The organism is Streptomyces rubrogriseus (assembly GCF_027947575.1).
GTDB classification, from domain to species: domain Bacteria; phylum Actinomycetota; class Actinomycetes; order Streptomycetales; family Streptomycetaceae; genus Streptomyces; species Streptomyces rubrogriseus.
In genome coordinates, this window is record NZ_CP116256.1 from 8376256 (window position 1) to 8401376 (window position 25121).

Genomic DNA, 25121 nt, shown 5'->3' on the forward strand with positions numbered 1-25121 from the left:
GTCCACCGGCCGGGGCACCGCACGTCGAGCCGATTTCCCCGTGGCACCGTCCGCTGCGGGGAGCGCGACAGCCCAACCGGCCCGCTGTCAGGTCTGTGCCATGTCCACGAAGCGCGAGTAGTGGCCCTGGAAGGCGACCGTGATCGTCGCCGTCGGACCGTTACGGTGCTTGGCCACGATCAGGTCCGCCTCGCCCGCGCGCGGTGACTCCTTCTCGTAGGCGTCCTCGCGGTGCAGCAGGATGACCATGTCGGCGTCCTGCTCGATCGAACCGGACTCACGCAGGTCGGAGACCATGGGCTTCTTGTCGGTGCGCTGTTCTGGGCCACGGTTCAGCTGGGAGAGCGCGATGACCGGGATCTCCAGCTCCTTCGCCAGCAGCTTGAGGTTACGGGACATGTCCGAGACCTCCTGCTGCCGGCTCTCGGCGCGCTTCGAACCACCGGACTGCATCAGCTGGAGGTAGTCGATGACGACCAGCTTGAGGTCGTTGCGCTGTTTGAGGCGACGGCACTTGGCGCGGATCTCCATCATCGACAGGTTGGGGGAGTCGTCGATGTAGAGGGGGGCGGCCGAGACGTCGGGCATCCGGCGCGCCAGCCGGGTCCAGTCGTCGTCCGTCATCGTGCCGGACCGCATGTGGTGCAGCGCGACGCGGGCCTCGGCGGACAGCAGACGCATCGCGATCTCGTTGCGTCCCATTTCGAGCGAGAAGATGACGCTCGGCAGATTGTTCTTGATCGAGGCGGCCCGCGCGAAGTCCAGCGCCAGGGTGGACTTGCCCATCGCGGGACGTGCGGCGATGACGATCATCTGCCCGGGGTGCAGGCCGTTGGTCAGCGAATCGAAGTCCGTGAAGCCCGTAGGCACACCGGTCATCTCGCCGCTGCGCGACCCGATCGCCTCGATCTCGTCGAGCGCTCCCTCCATGATGTCGCCGAGCGGCAGGTAGTCCTCGCTGGTGCGCTGCTCGGTGACGGCGTAGATCTCGGCCTGGGCGCGGTTGACGATCTCGTCGACGTCGTCGTCGGCCGCGTACCCCATCTGTGTGATCCGGGTGCCGGCCTCGACCAGGCGGCGCAGCACCGCCCGCTCGTGCACGATCTCCGCGTAGTACGCGGCGTTCGCGGCCGTCGGCACCGTCTGGACGAGGGTGTGCAGGTACGAGGCGCCGCCGACCTTGTTGATCTCCCCGCGCTTGGTGAGCTCCGCGGCGATCGTGATGGGGTCGGCGGGCTCACCCTTGGCGTAGACGTCGAGGATGGCCTGGTAGACCGTCTCGTGGGCCGGCTTGTAGAAGTCGTGGCCCTTGAGGATCTCGACGACGTCGGCGATGGCGTCCTTGGACAGGAGCATCCCGCCGAGGACGGACTGCTCGGCGTCCAGGTCCTGCGGCGGCACCCGCTCGAAGGACGCGCCACCACCGTCCCACCCACTGTCCGGGCCGCGCTCGTGCTGTTCGTCCCGGCCGCGGCCGCCCTCACCGCGGCGGCGGGAAGCAGGCAGACGATCACTGGGGCCGCTGTCGGCCCACGGGTCGTCCAAGGGCTCGGAAATGCTCACCGAGCCACCTCCTCCCGTCCGCCGAGCGGACCTCGCCGTGCCCCTCATTTCTACGGCACGGCACTGACAAATAGGACGCCCAACTCCGGTTCTGGCGCGTCGGTTTTGTGAGGGTTCACCGGCCGACGGACGGAGCGGGCGCCGGATAACCGTAGGCCTGCGGGCACCGTCAGCCAATCTGGTTATCCACAGGCCATGTGGACGACCGGCCAGATGCTGTGGAGAACTCCGCCAAACCTGTGCACGACCCGGTGGACAGCCCTGTGAACAAGCCCGCACCGCGTCCCGAGAACCTTCCTTGAGCTGCGCCTTTACCGTCCACCGCCTGTGCAGAAGAAAAACTTTCCCAGTCGGATCAAGATCACTTCGAACCGTACCCAGAAGTACACGGTTCGAGATCGGATGTAAGGGCCGTCAAAGCTTTGCATCTCTTACCTGTGGACGATTAGATTGGTGCTCATGACACAGGCCCCCGCGCGCACCCGGACCGCCCGGCGCCGGCACGACCGAGAGATCGTCGCGCTGGCCGTTCCGGCCTTCGGCGCGCTCGTCGCCGAGCCCCTCTTCGTCATGGCCGACAGCGCCATCGTCGGCCATCTCGGAACCGCTCAGCTCGCCGGACTCGGCATCGCCTCGGCCCTGCTCACCACGGCCGTCAGCGTGTTCGTCTTCCTGGCCTACGCCACCACCGCGGCCGTCTCGCGCCGCGTCGGCGCGGGCGACCTGCAAGCCGCGATCCGTCAGGGCATGGACGGCATCTGGCTGGCACTGCTGCTCGGCGCCGTCGTCGTCGCCGTCTTTCTGCCTGCGGCCCCCTCGCTCGTAGAACTTTTCGGCGCATCCGACACCGCGGCCCCCTACGCCACGACGTATCTGCGGGTTTCCTCCCTCGGCATCCCCGCCATGCTCGTGGTGCTGGCTTCGACCGGTGTCCTGAGGGGACTGCAGAACACCCGGACCCCTCTCTATGTGGCCGTGGCCGGCTTCATCGCCAACGCCGTCCTCAACGTCCTGCTCGTCTACGGCGCCGGACTCGGCATCGCGGGCTCCGCCTGGGGCACCGTCATCGCCCAGTGCGGCATGGCCGCGGTCTACCTGTGGGTGGTCGTCCGGGGGGCCCGACGACACGGTGCCTCCTTGCGCCCGGACCTGGCCGGCATCAGGGCTTCCGCTCAGGCCGGGGTGCCACTGCTGGTGCGCACGCTCTCCCTGCGGGCGATCCTCATGATCGCCACGGCCGTGGCGGCCCGCCTCGGTGACGCCGACATCGCCGCACATCAGATCGTCCTGTCCCTGTGGAGCCTGCTCGCGTTCGCCCTCGACGCCATCGCCATCGCGGGGCAGGCCATCATCGGCCGCTATCTGGGCGCGGACGACGCCCAGGGTGCGCGCGAAGCGTGTCGCAGGATGGTGGAGTGGGGCGTCGCGGTCGGGGTCGTACTGGGTCTGCTCGTGGTGCTGTCCCGCCCGGTGTTCCTGCCCCTGTTCACCGGCGACTCCATGGTCAAGGACGCCGCGCTGCCCGCGCTGGTCATCGTGGCCGTCGCACAACCGGTCTGCGGTGTGGTCTTCGTCCTGGACGGGGTCCTCATGGGTGCGGGCGACGGCCCCTATCTTGCCTGGGCCATGCTGCTCACTCTGGCGGTCTTCACTCCCGCGGCGCTCCTCGTCCCGACGCTCGGCGGAGGGCTCACCGCCCTGTGGTCAGCCATGACGCTGATGATGGCGATGCGTCTGGTGACGTTGTGGCTGCGTACCCGATCGGGACGCTGGATCGTCACCGGGGCGACGCGCTGACCGTTTCACGTGAAACACGGCTTCGAGCACGGTCACGAAGAGGGGCCGCATCCCCCGACGGGAGATGCGGCCCCTCTTATCGCTTCAGCGAGAGCAGTGCTCAGGCAGCGACGACCTCGATGCTGACCTTGGCGTCAACCTCGGGGTGCAGACGCACGGACGTCTCGTGGGCGCCCAGGGTCTTGATCGGCGAGCCCAGCTCGATGCGGCGCTTGTCGACCTCGGGGCCACCGGCGGCCTTGATCGCCGAAGCGACGTCGGCCGGGGTGACGGAACCGAAGAGACGACCGGCGTCGCCGGAGCGGACGGCCAGACGGACCTTCACACCCTCGAGCTGGGCCTTCACCTGGTTGGCCTGCTCGATGGTCTGGATCTCGTGGATCTTGCGAGCGCGACGGATCTGCGCCACGTCCTTCTCGCCACCCTTGGTCCAGCGGATAGCGAACTTCCGCGGGATCAGGTAGTTGCGAGCGTAACCGTCCTTGACGTCGACGACGTCGCCCGCGGCACCGAGGCCGGAAACCTCGTGGGTGAGGATGATCTTCATGTTTCGGTCACCCTTCCCTTATCGCGCGGTGGAGGTGTAGGGCAGCAGCGCCATCTCACGGCTGTTCTTCACGGCCGTGGCGACGTCGCGCTGGTGCTGGGTGCAGTTGCCGGTCACGCGGCGGGCACGGATCTTGCCGCGGTCGGAAATGAACTTCCGCAGCATGTTCGTGTCCTTGTAGTCCACGTACGTGACCTTGTCCTTGCAGAACGCGCAGACCTTCTTCTTCGGCTTGCGCACAGGCGGCTTAGCCATGATGTTTCTCCTGTGTGATCAAGAAGTGTGGGTAGAGCCCGTCCCTTTAGAAGGGGGGCTCGTCCGAGTAGCCGCCACCGCCGCCGGAGCCACCGCCCCAGCCGCCGCCACCCTGGCCGCCACCGCCCTGCTGGCCACCGGCGGGAGCACCACCGGTCGCCCAGGGGTCGTCGGCTAGCGCGCCGCCGCCCTGCTGGCCGCCACCGGGGCCGCCGCCCCAGCCGCCGCCACCCTGGCCGCCACCGCCGCCGTAACCGCCCTGGCCGCCGCGGCCCTGGCCGGAGGTCTTGGTGACCTTGGCCGTGGCGCTGCGCAGGCTGGCGCCGACCTCGTCGACGTCCAGCTCGTAGACCGTGCGCTTGACGCCCTCACGGTCCTCGTAGGACCGCTGCTTCAGCCGGCCCTGCACGATGACGCGCATGCCTCGCTGGAGCGACTCGGCGACGTTCTCCGCCGCCTGACGCCAGACCGAGCAGGTCAGGAAGAGGCTTTCGCCGTCCTTCCACTCGTTCGTCTGGCGGTCGAAGGTGCGGGGAGTCGACGCGACGCGGAACTTCGCGACGGCCGCACCGGACGGGGTGAAGCGCAGCTCGGGGTCGTCGACAAGATTGCCGACGACCGTGATGACGGTCTCGCCTGCCATGGGGAACCTCTCGGCGGGTTTGCTGCTCTGGCTGCTTGGTTGCTGCTACTCGAATCCCGGAATCAGCTGAGCGGGAAGGCTCAGTGCATCTCGGGACGGAGGACCTTGGTCCGGAGGACCGACTCGTTCAGGTTCATCTGGCGGTCGAGCTCCTTGACGACCGCAGGCTCGGCCTGCAGGTCGATGACCGAGTAGATGCCCTCGGGCTTCTTCTTGATCTCGTACGAGAGACGACGACGGCCCCAGGTGTCGACCTTCTCGACCTTTCCGCCGCCGTCACGGACGACAGAGAGGAAGTTCTCGATCAGCGGGGAGACAGAGCGCTCCTCGAGATCGGGGTCGAGGATGACCATCACCTCGTAGTGACGCATGTGGAACCCACCTCCTTTGGACTCAGCGGCCACGGTCGTTCCGTGGCAGGAGGGTTGCGATGCGTTCGCACCGGCATCAACGAGTAAACCAGGACCCACTGACAATCGGGCTTCCTCCGAGGAGGTGGCCCGGCCGGGGACGGCAACAGACACCGGTGCGGAAGGTACAGCGTACCCGGCCGTCGCCCTGCGGTTGAAATCCGGCCCCGGGGGGACACAATCGGTAGTCAGGGATGTGAGGGCTAAAACACACTGCCTTCGGCAGGAGGTTCTCCATGGCACAGATCATGCGACCCGCCAGGCCCCGGACCGGCCTGCTGGCCACCGACGGCAAACGACACCCCCTCCAAGACGCACTGCTGGCCGTGACCGTGGTGCTCGGGGTGCTCGCCCTGGCCACCGCGAGCTTCCGGGGACTGCACGTCCTGACCTCCTGGGCGGGGCTGCTCGGTGTCCTGACCGGTGGGTTCGGCCAGTACGTGTCCGAGACGACACGGGAACGCTTCGGCCTGGTACTCGGACTCGGTGCCTCCGCACTCGGACTGTTCTTCGGCATCTACCACGGCGGGCTCATCGGCTGACGCCCGTCGGCTGATGCTCCTCGGCGGCCGCCCGCCGCACGAGCCCTTCCAGCCGTACGCCGGACGGGGCGCTCACAGGGCGCAGTAGGCTTCGCGCGAGAGCCGGAGCCCCTGTACCCATGGGGACACACCAGCCCGAGGAGCGCCCCGAATGAGCCTGACCCTGAGGACCATCAGTCGCGAGCAGCATCTGGCCTACATCCAGAGCCTGCCGGCGGCGAGTCACATGCAGGTCCCGGCATGGGCGGACGTCAAGGCGGAATGGCGCTCGGAGAACCTCGGCTGGTTCGACGACCGCACCGGTGAGCTGGTCGGTGTGGGTCTGGTCCTGTACCGGCAGCTGCCCAAGATCAAGCGTTACCTCGCGTACCTGCCCGAGGGCCCGGTCATCAACTGGTTCGCGCCGAACCTCCAGGACTGGATGGAGCCGATGCTGGCGCACCTCAAGCAGCAGGGCGCCTTCTCCGTGAAGATGGGCCCGCCGGTGATCATCCGGCGCTGGGACGCGACGTCGATCAAGAAGGGCATCCAGGACCCGGACGTCAAGCGACTGCGGGACATAGAGGCGGACCACATCGAGCCGCGCGCGTTCGAAGTGGCCGACAAGCTGCGCCGCATGGGCTGGCAGCAGGGCGAGGACGGCGGCGCCGGCTTCGGCGACGTGCAGCCCCGTTACGTCTTCCAGGTGCCGTTGGCCAACCGCTCCCTGGAAGAGGTCCACAAGAACTTCAACCAGCTGTGGCGCCGCAACATCAAGAAGGCCGAGAAGGCCGGTGTCGAGGTCGTCCAGGGCGGCTACCACGACCTCGAGGAGTGGCAGCGCCTGTACGAGATCACGGCCGTGCGCGACCACTTCCGGCCGCGCCCGCTGTCGTACTTCCAGCGCATGTGGGCGGCCCTCAACAACGAGGACCCCAACCGCATGCGGCTGTACTTCGCCCGGCACAACGGGGTCAACCTGTCGGCGGCGACCATGCTGGTCGTCGGCGGACACGTCTGGTACTCCTACGGCGCCTCCGACAACATCGGTCGCGAGGTCCGGCCGTCGAACGCCATGCAGTGGGCCATGCTCCGCGACTCCTACGCGCTGGGCGCCACCGTCTACGACCTGCGCGGCATCTCCGACTCGCTGGACGAGAGCGACCACCTCTTCGGCCTGATCCAGTTCAAGGTGGGTACGGGCGGTCAGGCGGCCGAGTACCTCGGCGAGTGGGACTTCCCGCTGAACAAGCTGCTCCACAAGGCGCTCGACATCTACATGTCGCGCCGCTGACCGCACCGCCCATCCCCGATCCGCACTCTGACAGCCACGAGAAAGGTTCCAGGTCCGGCCATGGCGCTCACGCTCTACGTCGACACCGCGCGCTGGCGGGCGCACCACAAGCACGTGCAGGAGCAGTTCCCCGGACTGGTCCCGGTCTGCAAGGGCAACGGCTACGGATTCGGTCACGAGCGGCTGGCGGAGGAGGCAACGCGGCTGGGCTCGGACGTGCTGGCCGTCGGCACCACCTACGAGGCCGCCCGGATCAAGGACTTCTTCGGCGGCGACCTCCTGGTCCTCACGCCGTACCGCCGCGGTGAGGAGCCCGTTCCGCTGCCCGACCGGGTCGTGCGCTCGGTGTCGTCCATCGACGGGGTGTACGGCCTGGTGGGCGCGCGCGTGGTCATCGAGGTGATGTCCTCGATGAAGCGGCACGGCATCAGCGAGCAGGACCTGCCGCAGCTGCACGCCGCCATAGAGAACGTCCGGCTGGAGGGCTTCGCCATCCACCTGCCGCTGGACCGTACCGACGGCTCGGACGCCGTCGAGGAGGTCATCGGCTGGATGGACCGGCTGCGCGCGGCCCGGCTGCCGCTGCACACCATGTTCGTCAGCCATCTCAAGGCCGACGAACTGGCCCGGCTCCAGCAGCAGTTCCCGCAGACGCGCTTCCGCGCCCGGATCGGCACCCGGCTGTGGCTGGGAGACCATGAGGCCACCGAGTACCGCGGTGCGGTCCTGGACGTCACGCGCGTCGCCAAGGGCGAGCGGTTCGGCTACCGGCAGCAGAAGGCCGCCTCGGACGGCTTCCTGGTGGTCGTGGCGGGCGGCACGTCGCACGGCGTGGGGCTGGAGGCCCCGAAGGCGCTGCACGGCGTCATGCCGCGTGCCAAGGGGGTCGCCCGGGCCGGCCTCGCCACGGTCAACCGGAATCTCTCGCCGTTCGTCTGGAGCGGCAAGCAGCGTTGGTTCGCCGAGCCGCCGCACATGCAGGTGTCGATCCTGTTCGTTCCCTCGGACGCGTCGGAGCCCCAGGTGGGTGACGAACTGGTGGCCCACCTTCGGCACACCACCACGCAGTTCGACCGCATCCTCGACCGCTAGCGAGCAGGCTCGGCCGGAGAGAGGGCCGTACACGGCGTCCTTGTGATCCTCGTGTACGGCCCTTCACACGCTCGCTCAGACCGAACCGTTCGGCTGCCGGCCCTTGCCCCAGTGCACCTGGGGCCCCTCGAAGTGGGCCGTGGGCCGCTCGGTCCGCGCCGCGGGGCCAAGGACGAAGACGTCCTCCGCACCGTCCAGCACACCGCCCGACGGGTCGTCGTCACCCGTCCGCCGGACCGGGTCCCGGTCCGGCATCAGAATGTCGCGCACGACCATGGCGCAGAGGAACAGCGTTCCCAGCAGGTGCAGGCCGATGGCCCAGTGGTAGCCGTCCGTGGGCAACCCCTTGTGGGCGTCCCCACTGGTCGTGTACGCGAGGTACATCCAGATACCGAGGAAGTAGGCGACCTCGCACGCCTGCCAGATCAGGAAGTCCCGCCACTTCGGCCGGGCCAGCGCGGCCAGCGGCACCAGCCAGAGCACGTACTGCGGTGAGTAGACCTTGTTGGTGAGGATGAACGCCGCGACGATCAGAAAGGCGAGCTGGGCGAACCGCGGGCGCCGGGGCGCGGTCAACGTGAGCGCCGCGACGGCGCCGCAGCACAGCAGCATCAGAAGCGTGGCGAGGGTGTTGACGGTCTCGGTGCTGGGCGGGTTGTCGGAGTTCTGGACGAGGATCAGCCAGAAGGACCCGAAGTCCACGCCCCGTTCCTGGCTGAACGTGTAGAACTTCGACCAGCCGTCGAAGGCGTAGAGCATCACCGGCAGGTTCACCACCAGCCAGGCGACGGCCGCACCCCCCAGCGCCGCTGCGAACGCCCGCCATTTGCCCGCACGCCAGCACAGGACGAGCAAGGGCCCGAGGATGAGGAAGGGGTAGAGCTTGGCGGCCGTGGCCAGGCCCAGCAGCACACCGAAGGCCAGCGGACGCTCCCGGGACCACATGAGGACGGCGGCGGCCGTCAGGGCGACGGCCAGCAGGTCCCAGTTGACGGTGGCGGTCAGCGCGAAGGCGGGGGCCAGGGCGACCAGCAGACCGTCCCAGGGGCGCCGGGTGTGCGTGCGGGTCACGCAGACGGCGATCACGGCCGCACAGACCATGAGCATCCCGGCGTTGACCATCCAGTACCACTGTTCCTGGTGCTGGATGCTGCCGCTGCCCGGCGTGAGCCAGGACGCGACCTCCATGAACAGGCCGGTCAACACGGGGTACTCCAGGTACTCCATGTCGCCGGGGAGCTTGTCGAAGTACGGCACGAGCCCGTCGACGAAACCGCGGCCCTGGTAGAGGTGCGGGATGTCCGAGTAGCACGCGTGCGTGTACTGGGAGCTGGCTCCGAAGAACCAGGCCCCGTTGTAGCAGGGTGCCTTCTGGACCAGTCCGAGGGCGAACATGCCGATCGCCACCAGCGCGATCACTCGGACGGGGGTCCACCAGGACGTACCGAGCAGGGCACGTCGTCCCAGCGGGCCGCCGATCAGCTCGCTGCCGGCTGCGGCGACCGGGTCCTCCGTGGTCGGCCGCACCGGATCCGGCTCGTGCACGCTCGCTGGCGTCGATTCTGCACTGGGCATGGGGCACATCCTGCCGTACGAGACTGAGAACACGACGGGGCCGCCGCACCCTCGTGGATGCGGCGGCCCCTGTTTCACGTGGAACTTGCGGGTGTTTCACGTGAAACACCCCTGCTCGGGACTCTTCGGCTAGCCGTTCGTGCCCCAGATGGTGTTTCCACGAGTGTTTCCGCTGCTGTCGCCCTCTCCTTCTGTCTCGGTGGCCGAGGGAGAAGGCGATTGACTCCCCTCGGAGCCGCCCGGCCCATTGCCTCCGTTGGCATTGCCGCCGTTGTTCCCGTTGCCGCAGTTGATGTCCCAGAAATCGCAGGACTCGGTCGGCGCGGGAGGCGAGGGGCTGTTCTGCGTGTCGCTGGGCGACGGGGTCGGCGACGGGCTGACTTCCTCGGTCTCGGAAGCGGACGGAGAGGGGGAGGGGGTCGGAGTCGGCGACGGGGCGTCGTTGATGACCTCACCGATGGGCTCCGGCTTCGGGAACTTCTCCACCTTCATGCCCTTGACCGCGTCGGACATGTAGTCCTGCCAGATCGTGGACGGGAAGGAGGCACCGTGGATCTTCTTCTCGCCACCGGTTCCGAACATCTCCAGGAACGTACGGTCCTTGATGGTCTCGTCGTCCGGGTAGCGGTACATGCTGATCGCGGTCGACAGCTGCGGCGTGTAGCCGACGAACCACGCGGACTTGTTGCCGTCGGTGGTACCGGTCTTGCCGGCCACCTCACGGCCGGGCAACTGGGCGTTGGAGCCCGTTCCCTTCTCGACGACGGTCTTCAGGACGTCCGTCACGTTGTCCGCGACCTTCGCCGTGAACGCCTGCTTCTCCTCGACCTTGTGCGTGTAGAGCGTGCCGTCCTTGTTCGTCACCTTCGTGACGGAGTACGGCTCGCGCTGCTTGCCGCTGTCGGCGAAGGTGGCGTACGCGCCCGCCATGCGGATGGCGCTGGGGTCCGAGACACCGATGGAGAAGGACGGGTAACCGGCGCCGGCCAGGCTGTCCTCCAGGAGTCCCGCGTCTTCGGCGGACTCCTTCACCTTGTCCAGACCGACGTCCATGCCGAGCTGCACGAAGGCGGAGTTCACCGACTCCCGCATCGCCTCACGAAGGTCGATCTTGTAGTCCGGCGGGTCACCGACGTTGTCCTGCCCGTCGTTCTCCTGACGCCATTGCTCGCCCTTCTCGTTCTCCCAGATCGACCCGTCATAGTTATTGATCTTCAGGTCGTTCTTGCCGCTGTAGAGGCTCTTGGGGGAGACGACGGTGCGCTCGTCCTGGGCCTGGACCGGGCCGAGGTCCGGGTCGCGCACACCCCACTTCATCGCGGCCGCGAGCACGAAGGGCTTGAACGTCGAACCGACCTGGGCACCGGTCACGTCGGCGTTGTTGGTGAAGTGCTTGGTGGCGTCCTGGCCACCGTAGATGGCCTTGATGGCCCCGGTCCTGGTGTCGATGGACGCCCCGCCGAACTGGACGTGCGTGTCCTTCTCGGGCCGTTTCTTGGGGTCGATCTTCTCCTTGTAGACCTTCTGGACCGCCTTCTCCATCTCGTCGACCTTCTTCTTGTCGAAGGTCGTGTAGATCGAGTAGCCACCCTTCTCCAGCTGCTGCTCCGTCACCGCGCCGCTCCTGACCACGGAGGCCTTGGCGAGCCTGACGAGGTAGCCGATCTGGCCGCCCAGCTTCGCGTTCGACTGCGGGTTCTGCGTGGTGGGGAGCTCGGTGTACTTGGCCCGCTCCGCCTGGCTCAGATGCCCGTACTCCACCATCTTGTCGAGGGTGTCCTGCATCTGGGACTGGGCCCGCTTCTTGTTGGCGTCGGGCGTGGCCGCCGGGTCGATGGCGATCGAGCCCGCCGGGTCGTAGTAGGTGGCGCCCTTGAGCACCGCAGACAGGAAGGCGCACTGTCCCGGGTTGAGGTCGACGGCGTCGACGTTGAAGTACGCCCGGGCGGCCGCCTGGATGCCGTAGGCGCCGCGGCCGTAGTAGGCGGAGTTCAGGTAGCCCTCGAGGATCTTGTCCTTCGGCTCCTCGGCACCGACCTTGATCGAGACGAAGATCTCCTTGACCTTGCGGGAGATCGTCTGCGACTGGTCGTTCAGCATCGCGTTCTTGACGTACTGCTGGGTGATGGTGGAGCCACCCTGGGTGTCCCCGCCCTTGGCCATGTTGAACACGGCGCGGGCGATGCCCTTGGGGTCGATGCCGCTGTCGGAGTAGAACGTCTTGTTCTCCTGCGAGATGACGGCATAGCGCATCTCCTTGGGAATCTGCGAGAGATTGACGCTCTGGCGGTTGCGGTCACCGCCCGTGGCCACCATCTGGGTGTTGTCGGCCCAGTAGTAGACGTTGTTCTGCGCGGTGGCACTCTCGTCGATGACGGGGACGCTCACCATGGCGTACGCGAGGCCGGCGGCGCCGACCAGGCAGCCGAAGAACGCGATGCACAGCCCGGAGACGAGCCTCCAGGAGGGCACCCAGCGCTGCCACCCGTCCTTGTTGTGGCGCGGGTAGTCGATCATGCGCTTCTTGCCGGGCGCCGCGGCCCGGCCCCTCCCGGGCCCTGCCGGACCGCCGGGCGCCCCTCGTCGGCCGCCGCGGCCCGGCTCGGCCGCTCTGCGACGGCCGCCCCCGTTCCGCTGTGCCGCGCGCCGGGCCTCGGCGCGGCTCCCGTACGCAGGCTCCTCGTTCTCCGGACCGTACGAGCCGGACGGAGACCCTGTGGCGCCTCGCGGTGCCGCACGGCGGCCGGAGGACGAACCGGACTGACCGCGTCGGGCCGCGGCACGTCCGCCTCCCTGCGGCTGCGGCGGTTTGCGACGGTGCTCGCTCATCGAACGACTACTCCTCGGGCAGGCGCACCTTTGCGCGCCTGGTAAAGGCGGCTGGTTTCCGGTCCCCCCGAAGTACGGATGCGGCCCCTTCCGCATTCACCCGTACTGCACCGGGGACAGGGACGCCCCCAGACGTCACTCGGTTCCCGGTGGTTTGCATGGCGCACACACTACGCACCGTCAAAACCCCCGCGGCCCGAAGTTCACCTCAAATCAGGCAACTTGCTCGCGATGAAACCCTGATGTGATCCCGTTCACCAGTTCACCTCTTGTCGCACGCAGAAGCTCGTTCTATCGTGCTGATGTATCGACTCGATACATCAGCGCGGCATAAGGGCGAGAGGAGGCGACGATGAGCCGGAGATCCGGCATCCTCGAGTTCGCCGTACTCGGCCTGCTCCGCGAGTCCCCGATGCACGGCTACGAGCTGCGTAAACGGCTCAACACGTCACTGGGTGTGTTCCGGGCGTTCAGCTACGGGACGCTCTACCCCTGCCTCAAGACGCTGGTCGCCAACGGCTGGTTGATCGAGGAACCGGGGAACGTCGGCGAGGCCGCCGCTTCCCTCACGGGACGCCGCGCCAAGATCGTCTACCGGTTGACGGCCGACGGTAAGGAACATTTCGAGCAGCTCCTCTCCCAGGCCGGCCCGGACGCGTACGACGACGAGACCTTCGCCGCCCGCTTCGCGTTCTTCGGGCAGACGTCGCGAGACGTACGCATGCGCGTGCTCGAGGGTCGGCGCAGCCGGCTGGAGGAGCGCCTGGAGAAGATGCGGGCCTCACTGGCCCGCACCCGGGAGCGACTCGACGACTACACGCTTGAGCTGCAGCGCCACGGAATGGAGTCCGTGGAGCGCGAAGTGCGCTGGCTGAACGAGCTCATCGAGAGCGAGCGGGCGGGGCGGGACCTCAGAGGTTCCGCCGCCGAGGGGACCGCTCAACAGGACACGACATCTGGAGCGACGGGCGGCCTGCCCCGGCCGGGGAACGACCCCCGGCCGGATACGCCCGGCGACACCGCCACGTGAGCGCCCAGTCAGGGCCTCACTCGTACACACAGGGAGCAACCGGAATGGGTTCGGTTCGCGTAGCCATCGTCGGTGTGGGCAACTGCGCCGCATCGCTGGTGCAGGGCGTCGAGTACTACAAGGACGCCGACCCGGCGGCCAAGGTCCCCGGCCTGATGCACGTCCAGTTCGGCGACTACCACGTCAGTGACATCGAGTTCGTCGCCGCCTTCGACGTGGACGCCAAGAAGGTCGGCCTGGATCTCGCGGACGCCATCGGCGCCTCCGAGAACAACACCATCAAGATCTGCGACGTGCCGAACAGCGGCGTCCAGGTCCAGCGCGGCCACACGCACGACGGTCTCGGCAAGTACTACCGCCAGACCATCGAGGAGTCCGCCGAGGCGCCGGTCGACGTCGTCCAGATCCTCAAGGACAAGCAGGTCGACGTTCTGGTCTGCTACCTGCCCGTCGGTTCCGAGGACGCGGCGAAGTACTACGCCCAGTGCGCCATCGACGCCAAGGTCGCCTTCGTCAACGCCCTCCCGGTCTTCATCGCCGGCACCAAGGAGTGGGCGGACAAGTTCACCGAGGCGGGCGTCCCGATCGTCGGCGACGACATCAAGTCGCAGGTCGGCGCCACCATCACGCACCGCGTCATGGCGAAGCTGTTCGAGGACCGGGGCGTCGTCCTGGACCGCACGATGCAGCTGAACGTCGGCGGCAACATGGACTTCAAGAACATGCTCGAGCGTGAGCGCCTGGAGTCCAAGAAGATCTCCAAGACGCAGGCCGTCACCTCCCAGATCCCCGACCGCGACCTGGGTGCGGACAACGTCCACATCGGCCCGTCGGACTACGTCGCCTGGCTGGACGACCGCAAGTGGGCCTACGTCCGCCTCGAGGGCCGCGCCTTCGGTGACGTCCCGCTGAACCTGGAGTACAAGCTCGAGGTCTGGGACTCCCCGAACTCGGCCGGTGTCATCATCGACGCCCTGCGCGCCGCGAAGATCGCCAAGGACCGCGGCATCGGCGGCCCGATCCTGTCCGCGTCGAGCTACTTCATGAAGTCCCCGCCGGTCCAGTACTTCGACGACGAGGCCCGCGCCAACGTCGAGAAGTTCATCGCGGGTGAGGTCGAGCGCTGATCAGCCGCTGACCCCGGTCTGTCGAGGGTCCCCGGGTCGCATGACCCGGGGACCCTTCCCGTATGTGAGGCTGTGCCCATGGCCGTCGTCCGTGACCTGCGCGTCCTGCTGCGCCTGAAGGGGTTTCGGCGCCTGCTCGCCGTGCGCCTGCTCTCCCAGGGCGCCGACGGCGTCTACCAGGTCGCGCTCGCCACCTACGTCGTGTTCTCCCCGGAGAAGCAGACCTCGCCCGCCGCGATCGCCTCCGCGATGGCGGTCCTGCTGCTCCCGTACTCCCTGGTGGGCCCGTTCGCCGGTGTGCTGCTGGACCGCTGGCGGCGCCGCCAGGTCTTCCTGTACGGCAACCTGCTGCGCGCCGCGCTGGCCACGGTGACGGCGGTTCTGATGATCGCCTCCGTCCCCGACTGGCTCTTCTACGTCTCCGCACTCTGCGTCACGGCCGTCAACCGTTTCGTGCTCGCGGGCCTGTCCGCCGCACTGCCCCGGGTGGTCGACGCCGAACGCCTGGTGATCGCCAACTCGCTCTCCCCGACGGCCGGCACCCTGGCCGCCACGGCAGGCGGCGGCCTCGCATTCGTCGTACGCCTCGTGGTCTCGGACTCCGACGCCGCCGTGGTGCTGCTCGGCGCCGGCCTCTATCTGTGCGGAGCCCTGGCGTCGCTGCGGATCGCCGTGGAACTGCTGGGTCCCGACCGGGCACTCGTGCCGCCCAGGCTGACCTCGGCGCTCAACGGCACCGCCCGCGACCTGGCGGCGGGCGTGCGTCACCTCGCCGCCCCCGCCCGCCGGGAAGCGGCCTGGGCACTCGCGGCCATGACGCTGATGCGGTTCTGCTACGGCGCTCTGCTGGTCATGCTGCTGATGCTGTGCCGGTACTCGCTGACCTCGGACACGGACGAGGGGCTCGCCCTGCTGGGGCTGGCACTTGGGGTCTCCGGGGCGGGCTTCTTCGCGGCGGCGGTGGTCACCCCCTGGGCGGCGGGGCGGCTGGGGCCCGGCCGCTGGATGGCCGTCTGCGCGGCGGTCGCCACCGTGCTGGTGCCGGCACTGGGCCTGACGTTCGCGGCGGCACCCCTGCTCGCCGCCGCGTTCGTGCTGGGCCTGACGACACAGGGGGCGAAGATCGCGACCGACACGGTCGTGCAGTCCTCGGTCGACGACACCTTCCGGGGGCGGATCTTCTCCGTCTACGACGTGCTGTTCAACGTGGCCTTCGTCGGCGCGGCCGGGGTGGCCGCGCTCATGCTGCCACCGGACGGCCGGTCGGTGCCGCTGGTCGTGACGGTCGCCGCGCTCTACGGAGTGGTTGCGGCAGCTATGGCCCGGTTTGAGAGCCGGCAAGTGTCACATCAGTGACACAGAGCCCCACCGGACTACAGAGTTGTCAGTGGGACCCGGTAGCTTACGTGCGTCTTATCTCGCGGCATGTCCGCGACACGCACCTATTTCAGGGGGACCCCCAGTGACCACCCAGCCGCCGCCCCAGGGCAACCCGTTCGCGCAGAACCAGCCGCAGGCTCCGCAGCAGCCTCAGGGTCAGAACCCCTACGCCCAGGGGCAGCCGGGCTTCCCGCAGCAGGCCGGCCAGCCCGGTCAGCCCGGTTTCCCGCAGCAGGGCGCGCCGTACGCCCCGGTGCCGCCGCAGCCGGCCCGCCGCAAGCCGAGCTTCAAGACGATCAAGAACATCGTCATCGCGGTGGTCGTCGTGGGTGTCGCGGTCGGTGGTTACATCGCCAGCCGGGACGACGCCGACCAGGCCGGCGTGGGTGACTGCCTGAAGTCCGCGTCGTCGTCCTCGGACCGCATGGAGGTCGTGGACTGCTCCTCCTCGGACGCCGAGGGCAAGGTGCTGTCGAAGGTGAAGGGCCACTTCACGTCGCTGACCGCCGAGACGGAGTGCCGGAAGGTCGACGGAGCCACCGGCTTCTACGCCGAGACCGGCGACGGTGAAGAGTTCCTGCTCTGCCTCGGCGAGGTCTGAGGCGACAGACGTCTCTCCGTCTCCTGCTTCACGGTCATGTTTCACGTGAAACATGACCCCACGGGCGGCACGTTTCACGTGAAACGTGCCGCCCGTTCTCATGCGTTGTCCGGGTGCTGAGCCCACCATTCCTTCAGTGCTGCCACCGCCGCGTCGTGCTCCATCGGCCCGTTCTCCAGACGAAGCTCCAGCAGGTGCTTGTACGCCTGCCCCACGGCCGGCCCAGGACGGACACCGAGGATCTCCATGATCTGGTTGCCGTCGAGGTCCGGGCGGATCGCGTCGAGCTCCTCCTGCTCCTGAAGCTGCGCGATCCGATCCTCCAGACCGTCGTACGCGCGGGAGAGGGCCGAAGCCTTGCGCTTGTTGCGCGTCGTGCAGTCCGACCGCGTCAGCTTGTGGAGACGGTCGAGCAGCGGTCCCGCGTCCCGGACGTAGCGGCGGACCGCGGAGTCCGTCCACTCACCCGTGCCGTAGCCGTGGAAGCGCAGATGCAGCTCGACCAGGCGAGAGACGTCCTTCACCAGCTCGTTGGAGTACTTGAGCGCGAGCATGCGCTTCTTCGTCATCTTCGCCCCGACCACTTCGTGGTGGTGGAACGAGACCCTGCCGTCCTTCTCGAAGCGGCGGGTGCGCGGCTTGCCGATGTCGTGCAGCAGTGCGGCCAGCCGAAGGGTCAGGTCCGGTCCTTCGCTCTCCAGGGCCATCGCCTGCTCCAGGACGATGAGGGTGTGGTCGTAGACGTCCTTGTGCCGGTGGTGCTCGTCACGCTCCAGCCGCAGGGCCGGCAGCTCGGGCAGGACCCGCTCGGCGAGACCTGTCTCCACCAGCAGACTCAGTCCCTTGCGCGGGTGCGGGGAGAGGATGAGCTTGTTCAGCTCGTCCCGGACCCGCTCCGCGGAGACGATGTCGATGCGCCCGGCCATGTCGTGCATGGCCTTGACCACCTCCGGCGCCACCTCGAAGTCGAGCTGCGCGGCGAAGCGCGCGGCCCGCATCATCCTCAGCGGGTCGTCCGAGAAGGAGTCCTCGGGCGTACCCGGAGTGCGCAGCACACGTGCCGCGAGGTCGTCGAGTCCGCCGTGCGGGTCGATGAACACCTTTTCCGGAAGCGCTACGGCCATCGCGTTCACCGTGAAGTCACGCCGGACGAGATCCTCCTCGATGGAGTCTCCGTAGGACACCTCGGGCTTGCGCGAGGTGCGGTCGTACGCCTCCGAGCGGTAGGTGGTCACCTCGATCTGCCAGCCGTCCTTCTGCCCCCCGACCGTGCCGAAGGCGATCCCGACCTCCCAGACCGCGTCCGCCCAGGGACGCATGATCTTCAGAACATCCTGGGGACGGGCGTCGGTAGTGAAGTCCAGATCGTTGCCGAGCCGCCCGAGCAGGGCGTCCCGCACCGAGCCGCCGACCAGCGCGAGTGAGAACCCGGCCTCCTGGAAACGGCGGGCGAGATCGTCGGCGACAGGGGCGACCCGCAGCGGCTCACCCGCCGCGCGGTGCTGCTCCTGACTCAGGACACTGGGGCTGACTTCGTTGGCGTTCGGCACAACAAAACAGGGTACGTGGCCTTGGCGGAGACGGGCGCCCCACGGAGCGCGCACCGAATCCCCCGCTTTCGTACCGCTCCCTTTATAGGCGCACATAGGGGGAAGCCCGGCCCTGGCAGCGGATCTTGTGACGTAGTCCGCGGCACTTCCCCTCGGCGCACCTCGTTACCATGCGTGGACGCACATTCCGACGACCACTGATCACGACGAGGGACGGGCGAGCGCGTGGCCGAGGCGGCAGACTTCCAGGGGACCAGTGCCTCACCTGCCCGCCGGTGGCTCCGGCGCACCACGGCGCTGCTCGCCGGGGCGCCGCTGCTGGCCGGTCTGGTCCAGCTGCCCGCCGCCGGCTCGGCGCACGCCGAAGAGGCGACCGCTGCCCTGGCCGACTCCGACTCGGGCTCGGTGGCCGTGGCCGTCGACTCGCTCACCCCCTCCGCGCCCACGGACGGGGACACGGTGACCGTGTCGGGCACCGTGACCAACCACGGCAAGCGGACCGTCACCGACGCCCACGTGGGCCTGCGCGTGGGCCCACCGCTCGACACCCGCTCGTCCGTCGACGCGATCGCCAAGGACAGCGACGATCTCCAGGGCTCCATCTCCCCGGAGATCGACAACAAGTACACGGAGAAGTTCTCCAAGCTCACTCCCGGCGTGGCGGAGCACTTCAACATCTCGGTGCCGGTCGACGAGCTGAACCTCGGCAGCGACGGCGTCTACGAATTCGCGGTCTCGCTGTCCGGGGAGACCTCCGCGCAGCCGTGGGAGCAGATCCTCGGCATCCAGCGGACCTTCCTGCCCTGGCAGCCCGACGAGGCCGACACCAAGACCAAGACCACGGCGCTGTGGCCGCTCGTCTCGACGACGCACATGGCCGCCGAAACGGGTCCGAACGAGGAGCAGACCCCGGTCTTCCTCAATGACGACCTGGCGAAGGAGATCTCCCCCGGCGGCCGGCTGAACCAGATGGTGACGCTGGGCAAGGACCTCGACGTCACCTGGGTGGTCGACCCGGACCTGCTGGCCTCCGTCGACGCGATGACGGGCAGCTACCGCGTCCGGGACGGGGACCAGACCACCGCCGGCACCCACCAGGCGGTCGCCAAGCAGTGGCTCGCCGACCTGCAGGAAGCGGTGGCCGACGAGGAGGTCGTCGCCCTCCCCTTCGCCGACCCCGACCTGGCGTCCCTCGCCCACAACGGGACGGACGTCACCGGCTCGCTGAGTCAGCTCAAGGAGGCGACGGACGTCGTCGCCAACACCGTCGAGCCGATCCTCCACGTGAAGCCGAGCACCGAGTTCGCCTGGCCCGTGGAAGGCGCCGTCGACCGGTCGATCGTCAAGGTCGCCACCTCCGCGGGCGCCGACAAGGTGATCGCGCGCAGCGACAGCTTCCAGGAGACCGACGCACTGCCGTACACACCGTCCGCCGCCCGCCCCATCGGCGGCGGCACCACGGCGGTGGTGGCCGATGCCCGGATGTCCACGGCGTTCGAGGGCGACCTGACGACGGCTTCCGCCTCCACGCTCGCCGTGCAGCGCTTCCTCGCCCAGAGCCTGGGCCTGGGCCTCCAGACCGACAAGCAGCGCAGCGTGGTCATCGCTCCGCAGCGCACACCCTCCGGGAGCCAGGCGCGCGCGATGGCCGAAGGACTGCGGGCCCTCCAGAGCGGCACGTGGTCCCAGTCCCAGAAGCTGGCGGCGGCCGCCGCGGCCAAGCCGGATCCGGACGCCGCCACCAAGGTCCCGGGCACCTCTTCCTACCCGTCGGCGCTGCGCAAGAAGGAGCTGCCCCGGTCGGCGTTCGTGGAGAGCGCGCGGACGCAGGACGCGCTGGACAGCTTCAAGGTCGTGCTCTCGGACCCGTCCCGGGTGGTGACCCCCTTCGGACGCGCCCTGAACCGGGAGCTGTCCGTGTCGTGGCGCGGCCGCGCCGCCGAGGCGGAGTCGTTCCGCGCCGGAGTGAAGTCGTACCTCGACGGGCTGACCGGCCGGGTCAGACTGATCGACAAGTCGGAGACGAAGCTCTCCGGCCGCAGCGCCACCATCCCGGTGACGGTGCAGAACAACCTGGTGCAGGACGTCGGCCCCCTGGTCCTGCGGCTCACGTCGACGAACCCGACCCGCCTCGAGATCGACGGCGCCCGCTACGAGGAGCAGCCGATCTCGGTCTCCGGCGGCCACAGCCAGTCGGTGAAGTTCACCACGTCGGCCAACGCCAACGGCCGGGCGACGGTGATCGCCCAGCTGTACACGACGGACGGGCGGCCGTACGGCAAGCCGGTCACCTTCGACGTGAAGGTCACCGAGATCACGGCCACCGTGATGCTCGTCATCGGAGGCGGTGTCCTGCTGCTCGTCCTCGCCGGCTTCCGGATGTACACGCAGCGCAAGCGTGCCGCGGCCCGTGCCGCCGAGAAGGCGGAGTCGGGCGAGGACGGCGCGGAGGGCGAGGAGGGCGATTCCGGAGAGCCGGAGGCTTCGGAGAACGCCGAGGACGATCCGGAGCAGCCGAGTGACCCGACACCGGACACCGCAGCGGAAAGCGACGACCCGTCCGGCACGGGTGAGAGAGTGGACCGTTGAGGATGTCGTGGCCGGTCGGCCCGGGACGATGAGGTGGGGTAACCATGAACGCGCCGTACGACGGTGACCGCGGTCAGGCCGCGGACGGCTCGGGTCACCCCCAGGGCCCGCCGCCGGACCCCGGCCAGACGCCGCCGCAGCCGCCCGCGGACATGTACCTCCAGGACGCCTACGACCAGGATCCCTACCGGGCCCAGGACCTCTCCGCCCAGGATCCGGTCTCCGAGGCGCTCTACGACCGTGCCGCGCACCCCCCGCCGCCCCCGGGCACGTACCCGCCGCAGCAGCCGCTGTACTCCCAGCCCTCCCAGTCGCCCTACGCCCCCGATCCCCGGGTGTGGGCCCAGACGCCCGCCCCGGAGCCGGAGGGTCCGACGCAGTACCTGCCGTACGGCGACGACCCCCGGACCACCCAGTTCGTGGGCGTGGACGACCTGGTCGGCCAGGCCGGAGACCAGCGTCACGAGCCGGACGCCTTCGCGCACCTGTTCCGCGACCAGCAGCAGGGCGGCGGCCACCCCTCGTACGACGACCAGGCCGCCGTACCCGCCCCTGCCCCCGCACCGGGGCCGTACGGCGGGGCGGCGGGGCCGGGCCAGTACGGCGCGCCACCACCACCGCCGCCGGGCCAGTACGGCGGGCACCAGGGGCCCGATCCGTACGGGAACGCTCAGGCACACGGTCAGTACGGCGGCCCCGCCCAGTACGGCGGCTCCGCTCCGACGCCCGGGCAGCACGCGGCGCCCGCACCCGGCCAGTACGCGGTGGCCCCCACACCCGAGGCGGCCGAGGCTCCACTCCAGGAGCCCGAGCCCACGCCCGCACGCGCGGCCAGCCAGGCCGCGCCCAAGAAGGGCGGGCGCGCGGGGGGCCTGCTGAAGTCCAGCGCCGTGATGGCGGCGGGCACGATGGTGTCGCGGCTGACCGGGTTCGTCCGGTCCGCGCTGATCGTCTCGGCTCTTGGCGTAGGTCTGCTCGGCGACACGTTCCAGGTCGCCTACCAGCTGCCCACGATGATCTACATCCTCACCGTCGGCGGCGGCCTCAACTCGGTCTTCGTACCCCAGCTCGTCCGGGCCATGAAGGACGACGACGACGGGGGCGAGGCCTTCGCCAACCGCCTCCTGACCCTCGTCATGGTCGCGCTGGGCGCGCTGACAGTGATCACGGTCGTCGCCGCGCCCCTGCTGATCCGGCTCCTGTCCAACCCCGTCGCCAGTGACCCGGCCGCAAACGAGGTCGGTATCACCTTCGTCCGCTACTTCCTGCCGTCCATCTTCTTCATGGGCCTGCACGTGGTGATGGGGCAGGTCCTCAACGCCCGCGGCAGGTTCGGCGCGATGATGTGGACCCCGGTCCTGAACAACATCGTCATCATCGTGACGCTCGGCCTGTTCATCTGGGTCTACGGCACCGCGGAAACCTCGGGCATGAAGGTGACGAGCATCCCGCCGGAGGGCGAGCGTCTGCTCGGCATCGGGGTGCTGCTGGGACTCATCGTGCAGTCCCTGGCCATGATCCCGTACCTGCGGGAGACGGGTTTCCGGCTCCGGCTGCGCTTCGACTGGAGGGGACACGGGCTGGGCAAGGCCATCACCCTCGCCAAGTGGACGGTCCTGTTCGTCCTGGCCAACCAGGCGGGCGCCATGATCGTCATCCAGCTCTCCACCGCTGCGGGCAAGGCCTCGCCCGTCGACGGCACCGGCTTCGCGGCCTACGCCAACGCACAGCTGATCTGGGGCCTGCCGCAGGCCATCATCACCGTCTCGCTGATGGCCGCCCTGCTGCCCCGGATCTCCCGCTCGGCGTCCGAGGAGGACGGGGGAGCGGTCCGGGACGACATTTCCCAGGGCCTGCGCACGACAGCCGTGGCCATCGTTCCCGTCTCCTTCGGCTTCGTCGCACTCGGCATCCCGATGTGCACGCTCATGTTCGGCTCCTCGGGCACCAGCGAGGCCACCAACATGGGCTACATGCTGATGGCCTTCGGTCTCGGCCTCATCCCGTACTCCGTGCAGTACGTCGTCCTGCGCGCCTTCTACGCCTACGAGGACACCCGCACGCCCTTCTACAACACCGTCATCGTGGCCGTGGTCAACGCCGCCGCCTCGGGCCTGTGTTACCTCCTGCTGCCCTCGCGCTGGGCCGTCGTCGGCATGGCCGCCTCCTACGGCCTGGCCTATGTGATCGGCGTGGGCGTCGCATGGCGCAGGCTGCGCAAGCGGCTCGGCGGGGACCTGGACGGCGCGCGGGTGCTGCGCACGTACGCCCGGCTGTGCATCGCGTCCGTCCCGGCGGCCCTGGCCGGTGGCGCCGCCTGCTACGCGATCAGCCGCTCGCTCGGCCAGGACGTCGTGGGATCGTTCGCCGCACTGCTGGCCGGCGGAGTGCTCCTGTTCGGTGTCTTCTTCGTCGCCGCCCGCCGCATGCGCATCGAGGAGGTCAACTCTCTGGTCGGCATGGTGCGCGGACGCCTGGGACGCTGAGACCCGGGGTAGGCGCACAACCATCGTCCGCCGCTGTGTGTCGTGCTTAGCGGCGGACTGTGGGCACAATTGGGTTCGGCGTCGGACGCGCGGATCGGGAGTCGGCCGACGCGCACGGAATGGGGAGGCAGGAACGACGGTGGCGGAACGGAGCACAGCTGCCGTCGACGTGGCAGACAACAGCGGCGATGAGCCGCTGACCGCACAGGCGGACCAGTCCACGGCCGACGGGGTGGCCAACAACCGGGAGCGGGACACGGACAGCGACGAGGCACAGGGGAACCCCACGAGCGAGGAGCCCGGCAAGACCTCGCCGCCCGAACTGCACAGCGGGCACAAGCTCGCCAGACGCTACCGCCTCGAGGAGTGCGTCACCCGTCTGGACGGCTTCAGCAGTTGGCGGGCCGTCGACGAGAAGCTGCGCCGCGCCGTCGGAGTCCACCTCCTCCCCGCGGACCACACGCGCGCCCGGTCCGTGCTGGCCGCGGCGCGCTCATCCGCCCTGCTCGGTGACCCCCGCTTCGTCCAGGTACTGGACGCCGTCGAGGACAACGACCTCGTCTACGTCGTGCACGAGTGGCTCCCCGATGCCACCGAGCTGACCGCTCTCCTCGCCGCCGGGCCGCTGGAGGTGTACGACGCCTACCAGATGGTCAGTCAGGTCGCGTCGGCCATGGCGGCCGCGCACCGGGAGGGCCTCGCCCATCTTCGACTGAGCCCCAACGCGGTGCTGCGTACGTCGACGGGCCAGTGGCGGATCCGCGGGCTGGCCGTCAACGCCGCACTGCGCGGCATCAGTTCCGACACTCCGCAGCGCACCGACACCGAGGCCATCGGAGCCCTGCTGTACGCCACGCTCACCCAGCGCTGGCCGTACGAGAGCGACGCGCACGGTCTGGCAGGTCTGCCCAAGGACATCGGGCTGATCCCGCCGGACCAGGTACGCGCCGGCGTCCACCGCGGCCTGTCCGAACTGGCGATGCGGGCGCTCGCCAACGACGGTGCCACCGCTTCCCGGCACGAGTCCCCGTGCACCACGCCGGAGGAACTGGTGAAGGCGATCGGCGAGATGCCGCGCATCCGCCCGCCGGAGCCGGCGTACACGGCACCGCCCCAGTACCAGCGGACGGCCTACCAGCAGGGCGGGTACGGCCGCCCGGCACCGCACCCCGGTGTCACTCAGCCCGTGTCGACGCCGCCGCCCCCGCTGCAGAGCCGTACCGGCAAGGTCCTGAAGTGGGGCGTGTCGGCCCTGCTGATCGCCGCACTCGGCCTCGGCAGCTGGCAGCTCGCCGATGCGCTCATGGAACGGGGCGGCAAGGCCGACGACCCGAACCAGACGCAGACGGTGGACGGCGACAACGACAAGGGCCCGAAGGAGCCGGTCAGCCGACCGATCACCATCGCGGGCGCGCACGACTACGACCCGTTCGGATCAGACGGGTCCGAGTACCCGGAGAACGTCGGCAAGGCCTACGACGGCGACCCCGGAACCTACTGGCAGACGAGCCACTACGCGAGCGCCGACTTCGGGCGGCTGAAGCCCGGTGTGGGCATCGTGGTCGACCTCGGCAAGGTGCAACAGGTCGGCAAGGTGGCCCTGACGTTCGGTGGCGACACTTCGGTGGAGCTCCGTTCCGCCGGGGCCACTGACTCGGAGCCGCAGTCCTTCGAGGGCTACGAGAAGGTCGCCGGCGGAAACGGTACGACGGTGGACCTCAAGCCGGACAAGGCGGTGCAGACCCGCTATCTTCTGGTCTGGCTGACCGAGCTGCCGGTGACGGACGGGCAGTTCCGGGGCCGCGTCGCCGACATCAAGGTGACCAGCTGAC

The 25121-nt window shown here is 68.9% G+C and carries 19 protein-coding genes; 11 read left to right on the plus strand and 8 right to left on the minus strand.

What is annotated here, in order from left to right; translation table 11 throughout:
- Positions 1-87: 87 nt before the first annotated feature.
- The gene (dnaB, locus tag Sru02f_RS37930) at positions 88-1563 is read right to left on the minus strand and encodes a replicative DNA helicase (protein WP_109029141.1); all 1476 of its coding nucleotides are present in this window, start codon (positions 1561-1563) and stop codon (positions 88-90) included.
- Positions 1564-2022: 459 nt separating this feature from the next.
- Between dnaB and Sru02f_RS37935 the strand changes: the two genes are divergently transcribed.
- The gene (locus Sru02f_RS37935) at positions 2023-3360 is read left to right on the plus strand and encodes an MATE family efflux transporter (protein ID WP_174854973.1); all 1338 of its coding nucleotides are present in this window, start codon (positions 2023-2025) and stop codon (positions 3358-3360) included.
- Between the two features lie 100 nt (positions 3361-3460).
- Here Sru02f_RS37935 and rplI read toward each other — a convergent pair whose 3' ends face one another.
- The 4 genes from rplI to rpsF all read right to left on the minus strand — a co-directional run bounded on the left by rplI (position 3461) and on the right by rpsF (position 5176).
- Positions 3461-3907, minus strand: coding sequence for a 50S ribosomal protein L9 (gene rplI / locus Sru02f_RS37940; protein ID WP_102932588.1), 447 nt, complete (start codon positions 3905-3907; stop codon positions 3461-3463).
- Positions 3908-3925: 18 nt separating this feature from the next.
- Positions 3926-4162 (minus strand): 30S ribosomal protein S18, encoded by a 237-nt coding sequence (gene rpsR / locus Sru02f_RS37945; RefSeq protein ID WP_003949403.1) that lies wholly within the window; start codon positions 4160-4162, stop codon positions 3926-3928.
- A 46-nt stretch (positions 4163-4208) separates the two neighbouring features.
- Positions 4209-4805 carry a single-stranded DNA-binding protein gene (locus Sru02f_RS37950; protein ID WP_373103704.1) on the minus strand — a complete coding sequence of 199 codons (597 nt, stop codon included), beginning with the start codon at positions 4803-4805 and terminating at the stop codon, positions 4209-4211.
- Positions 4806-4885: 80 nt separating this feature from the next.
- Positions 4886-5176, minus strand: a complete 291-nt coding sequence (gene rpsF / locus Sru02f_RS37955; protein ID WP_003975025.1) for a 30S ribosomal protein S6 — start codon at positions 5174-5176, stop codon at positions 4886-4888.
- Positions 5177-5451: 275 nt separating this feature from the next.
- On the opposite strand from rpsF, the gene Sru02f_RS37960 reads away from it, so the two are divergent.
- The 3 genes from Sru02f_RS37960 (at position 5452) to Sru02f_RS37970 (ending at position 8122) form a co-directional block, all read left to right on the plus strand.
- Positions 5452-5757 carry a hypothetical protein gene (locus tag Sru02f_RS37960; protein ID WP_109029144.1) on the plus strand — a complete coding sequence of 102 codons (306 nt, stop codon included), beginning with the start codon at positions 5452-5454 and terminating at the stop codon, positions 5755-5757.
- A gap of 151 nt (positions 5758-5908) precedes the next feature.
- A complete protein-coding gene (femX, locus tag Sru02f_RS37965) occupies positions 5909-7030 on the plus strand; it encodes a peptidoglycan bridge formation glycyltransferase FemX (protein ID WP_003975027.1) in 1122 nt (373 codons plus the stop codon).
- 60 nt (positions 7031-7090) lie between these two features.
- Positions 7091-8122 (plus strand): alanine racemase, encoded by a 1032-nt coding sequence (locus Sru02f_RS37970; protein WP_003975028.1) that lies wholly within the window; start codon positions 7091-7093, stop codon positions 8120-8122.
- Positions 8123-8197: 75 nt separating this feature from the next.
- Here the strand turns inward: Sru02f_RS37970 and Sru02f_RS37975 are convergent, their stop codons facing one another.
- Positions 8198-9706 carry a glycosyltransferase family 87 protein gene (locus Sru02f_RS37975; protein ID WP_109029145.1) on the minus strand — a complete coding sequence of 503 codons (1509 nt, stop codon included), beginning with the start codon at positions 9704-9706 and terminating at the stop codon, positions 8198-8200.
- 120 nt (positions 9707-9826) lie between these two features.
- On the minus strand, positions 9827-12214 hold the full coding sequence (locus Sru02f_RS37980) for a transglycosylase domain-containing protein (protein ID WP_109029146.1): 2388 nt from the start codon (positions 12212-12214) through the stop codon (positions 9827-9829).
- 664 nt (positions 12215-12878) lie between these two features.
- On the opposite strand from Sru02f_RS37980, the gene Sru02f_RS37985 reads away from it, so the two are divergent.
- From Sru02f_RS37985 to Sru02f_RS38000, 4 genes are all read left to right on the plus strand, one after another.
- Entirely contained in the window at positions 12879-13556 is a 678-nt protein-coding gene (locus Sru02f_RS37985) for a PadR family transcriptional regulator (RefSeq protein ID WP_109029147.1), read from the plus strand.
- Positions 13557-13600: 44 nt separating this feature from the next.
- Positions 13601-14683, plus strand: a complete 1083-nt coding sequence (locus Sru02f_RS37990; RefSeq protein WP_109029148.1) for an inositol-3-phosphate synthase — start codon at positions 13601-13603, stop codon at positions 14681-14683.
- Positions 14684-14761: 78 nt separating this feature from the next.
- On the plus strand, positions 14762-16039 hold the full coding sequence (locus Sru02f_RS37995) for an MFS transporter (RefSeq protein WP_109029149.1): 1278 nt from the start codon (positions 14762-14764) through the stop codon (positions 16037-16039).
- A gap of 31 nt (positions 16040-16070) precedes the next feature.
- Positions 16071-16664, plus strand: coding sequence for an LppU/SCO3897 family protein (locus Sru02f_RS38000; RefSeq protein WP_109029150.1), 594 nt, complete (start codon positions 16071-16073; stop codon positions 16662-16664).
- A gap of 98 nt (positions 16665-16762) precedes the next feature.
- Here Sru02f_RS38000 and Sru02f_RS38005 read toward each other — a convergent pair whose 3' ends face one another.
- Positions 16763-18214: a CCA tRNA nucleotidyltransferase gene (locus tag Sru02f_RS38005; RefSeq protein WP_109029151.1), complete on the minus strand. Its 1452-nt coding sequence runs from the start codon at positions 18212-18214 to the stop codon at positions 16763-16765.
- Positions 18215-18439: 225 nt separating this feature from the next.
- Here Sru02f_RS38005 and Sru02f_RS38010 point away from each other — a divergent pair, with 225 nt between their 5' ends.
- The 3 genes from Sru02f_RS38010 (at position 18440) to Sru02f_RS38020 (ending at position 25120) form a co-directional block, all read left to right on the plus strand.
- On the plus strand, positions 18440-20803 hold the full coding sequence (locus tag Sru02f_RS38010; protein ID WP_109029152.1) for a DUF6049 family protein: 2364 nt from the start codon (positions 18440-18442) through the stop codon (positions 20801-20803).
- Between the two features lie 44 nt (positions 20804-20847).
- Positions 20848-23289: a murein biosynthesis integral membrane protein MurJ gene (gene murJ / locus Sru02f_RS38015; protein WP_109029153.1), complete on the plus strand. Its 2442-nt coding sequence runs from the start codon at positions 20848-20850 to the stop codon at positions 23287-23289.
- Positions 23290-23428: 139 nt separating this feature from the next.
- Positions 23429-25120: a protein kinase family protein gene (locus Sru02f_RS38020; RefSeq protein ID WP_109029154.1), complete on the plus strand. Its 1692-nt coding sequence runs from the start codon at positions 23429-23431 to the stop codon at positions 25118-25120.
- The last annotated feature ends 1 nt before the right edge of the window (position 25121 follow it).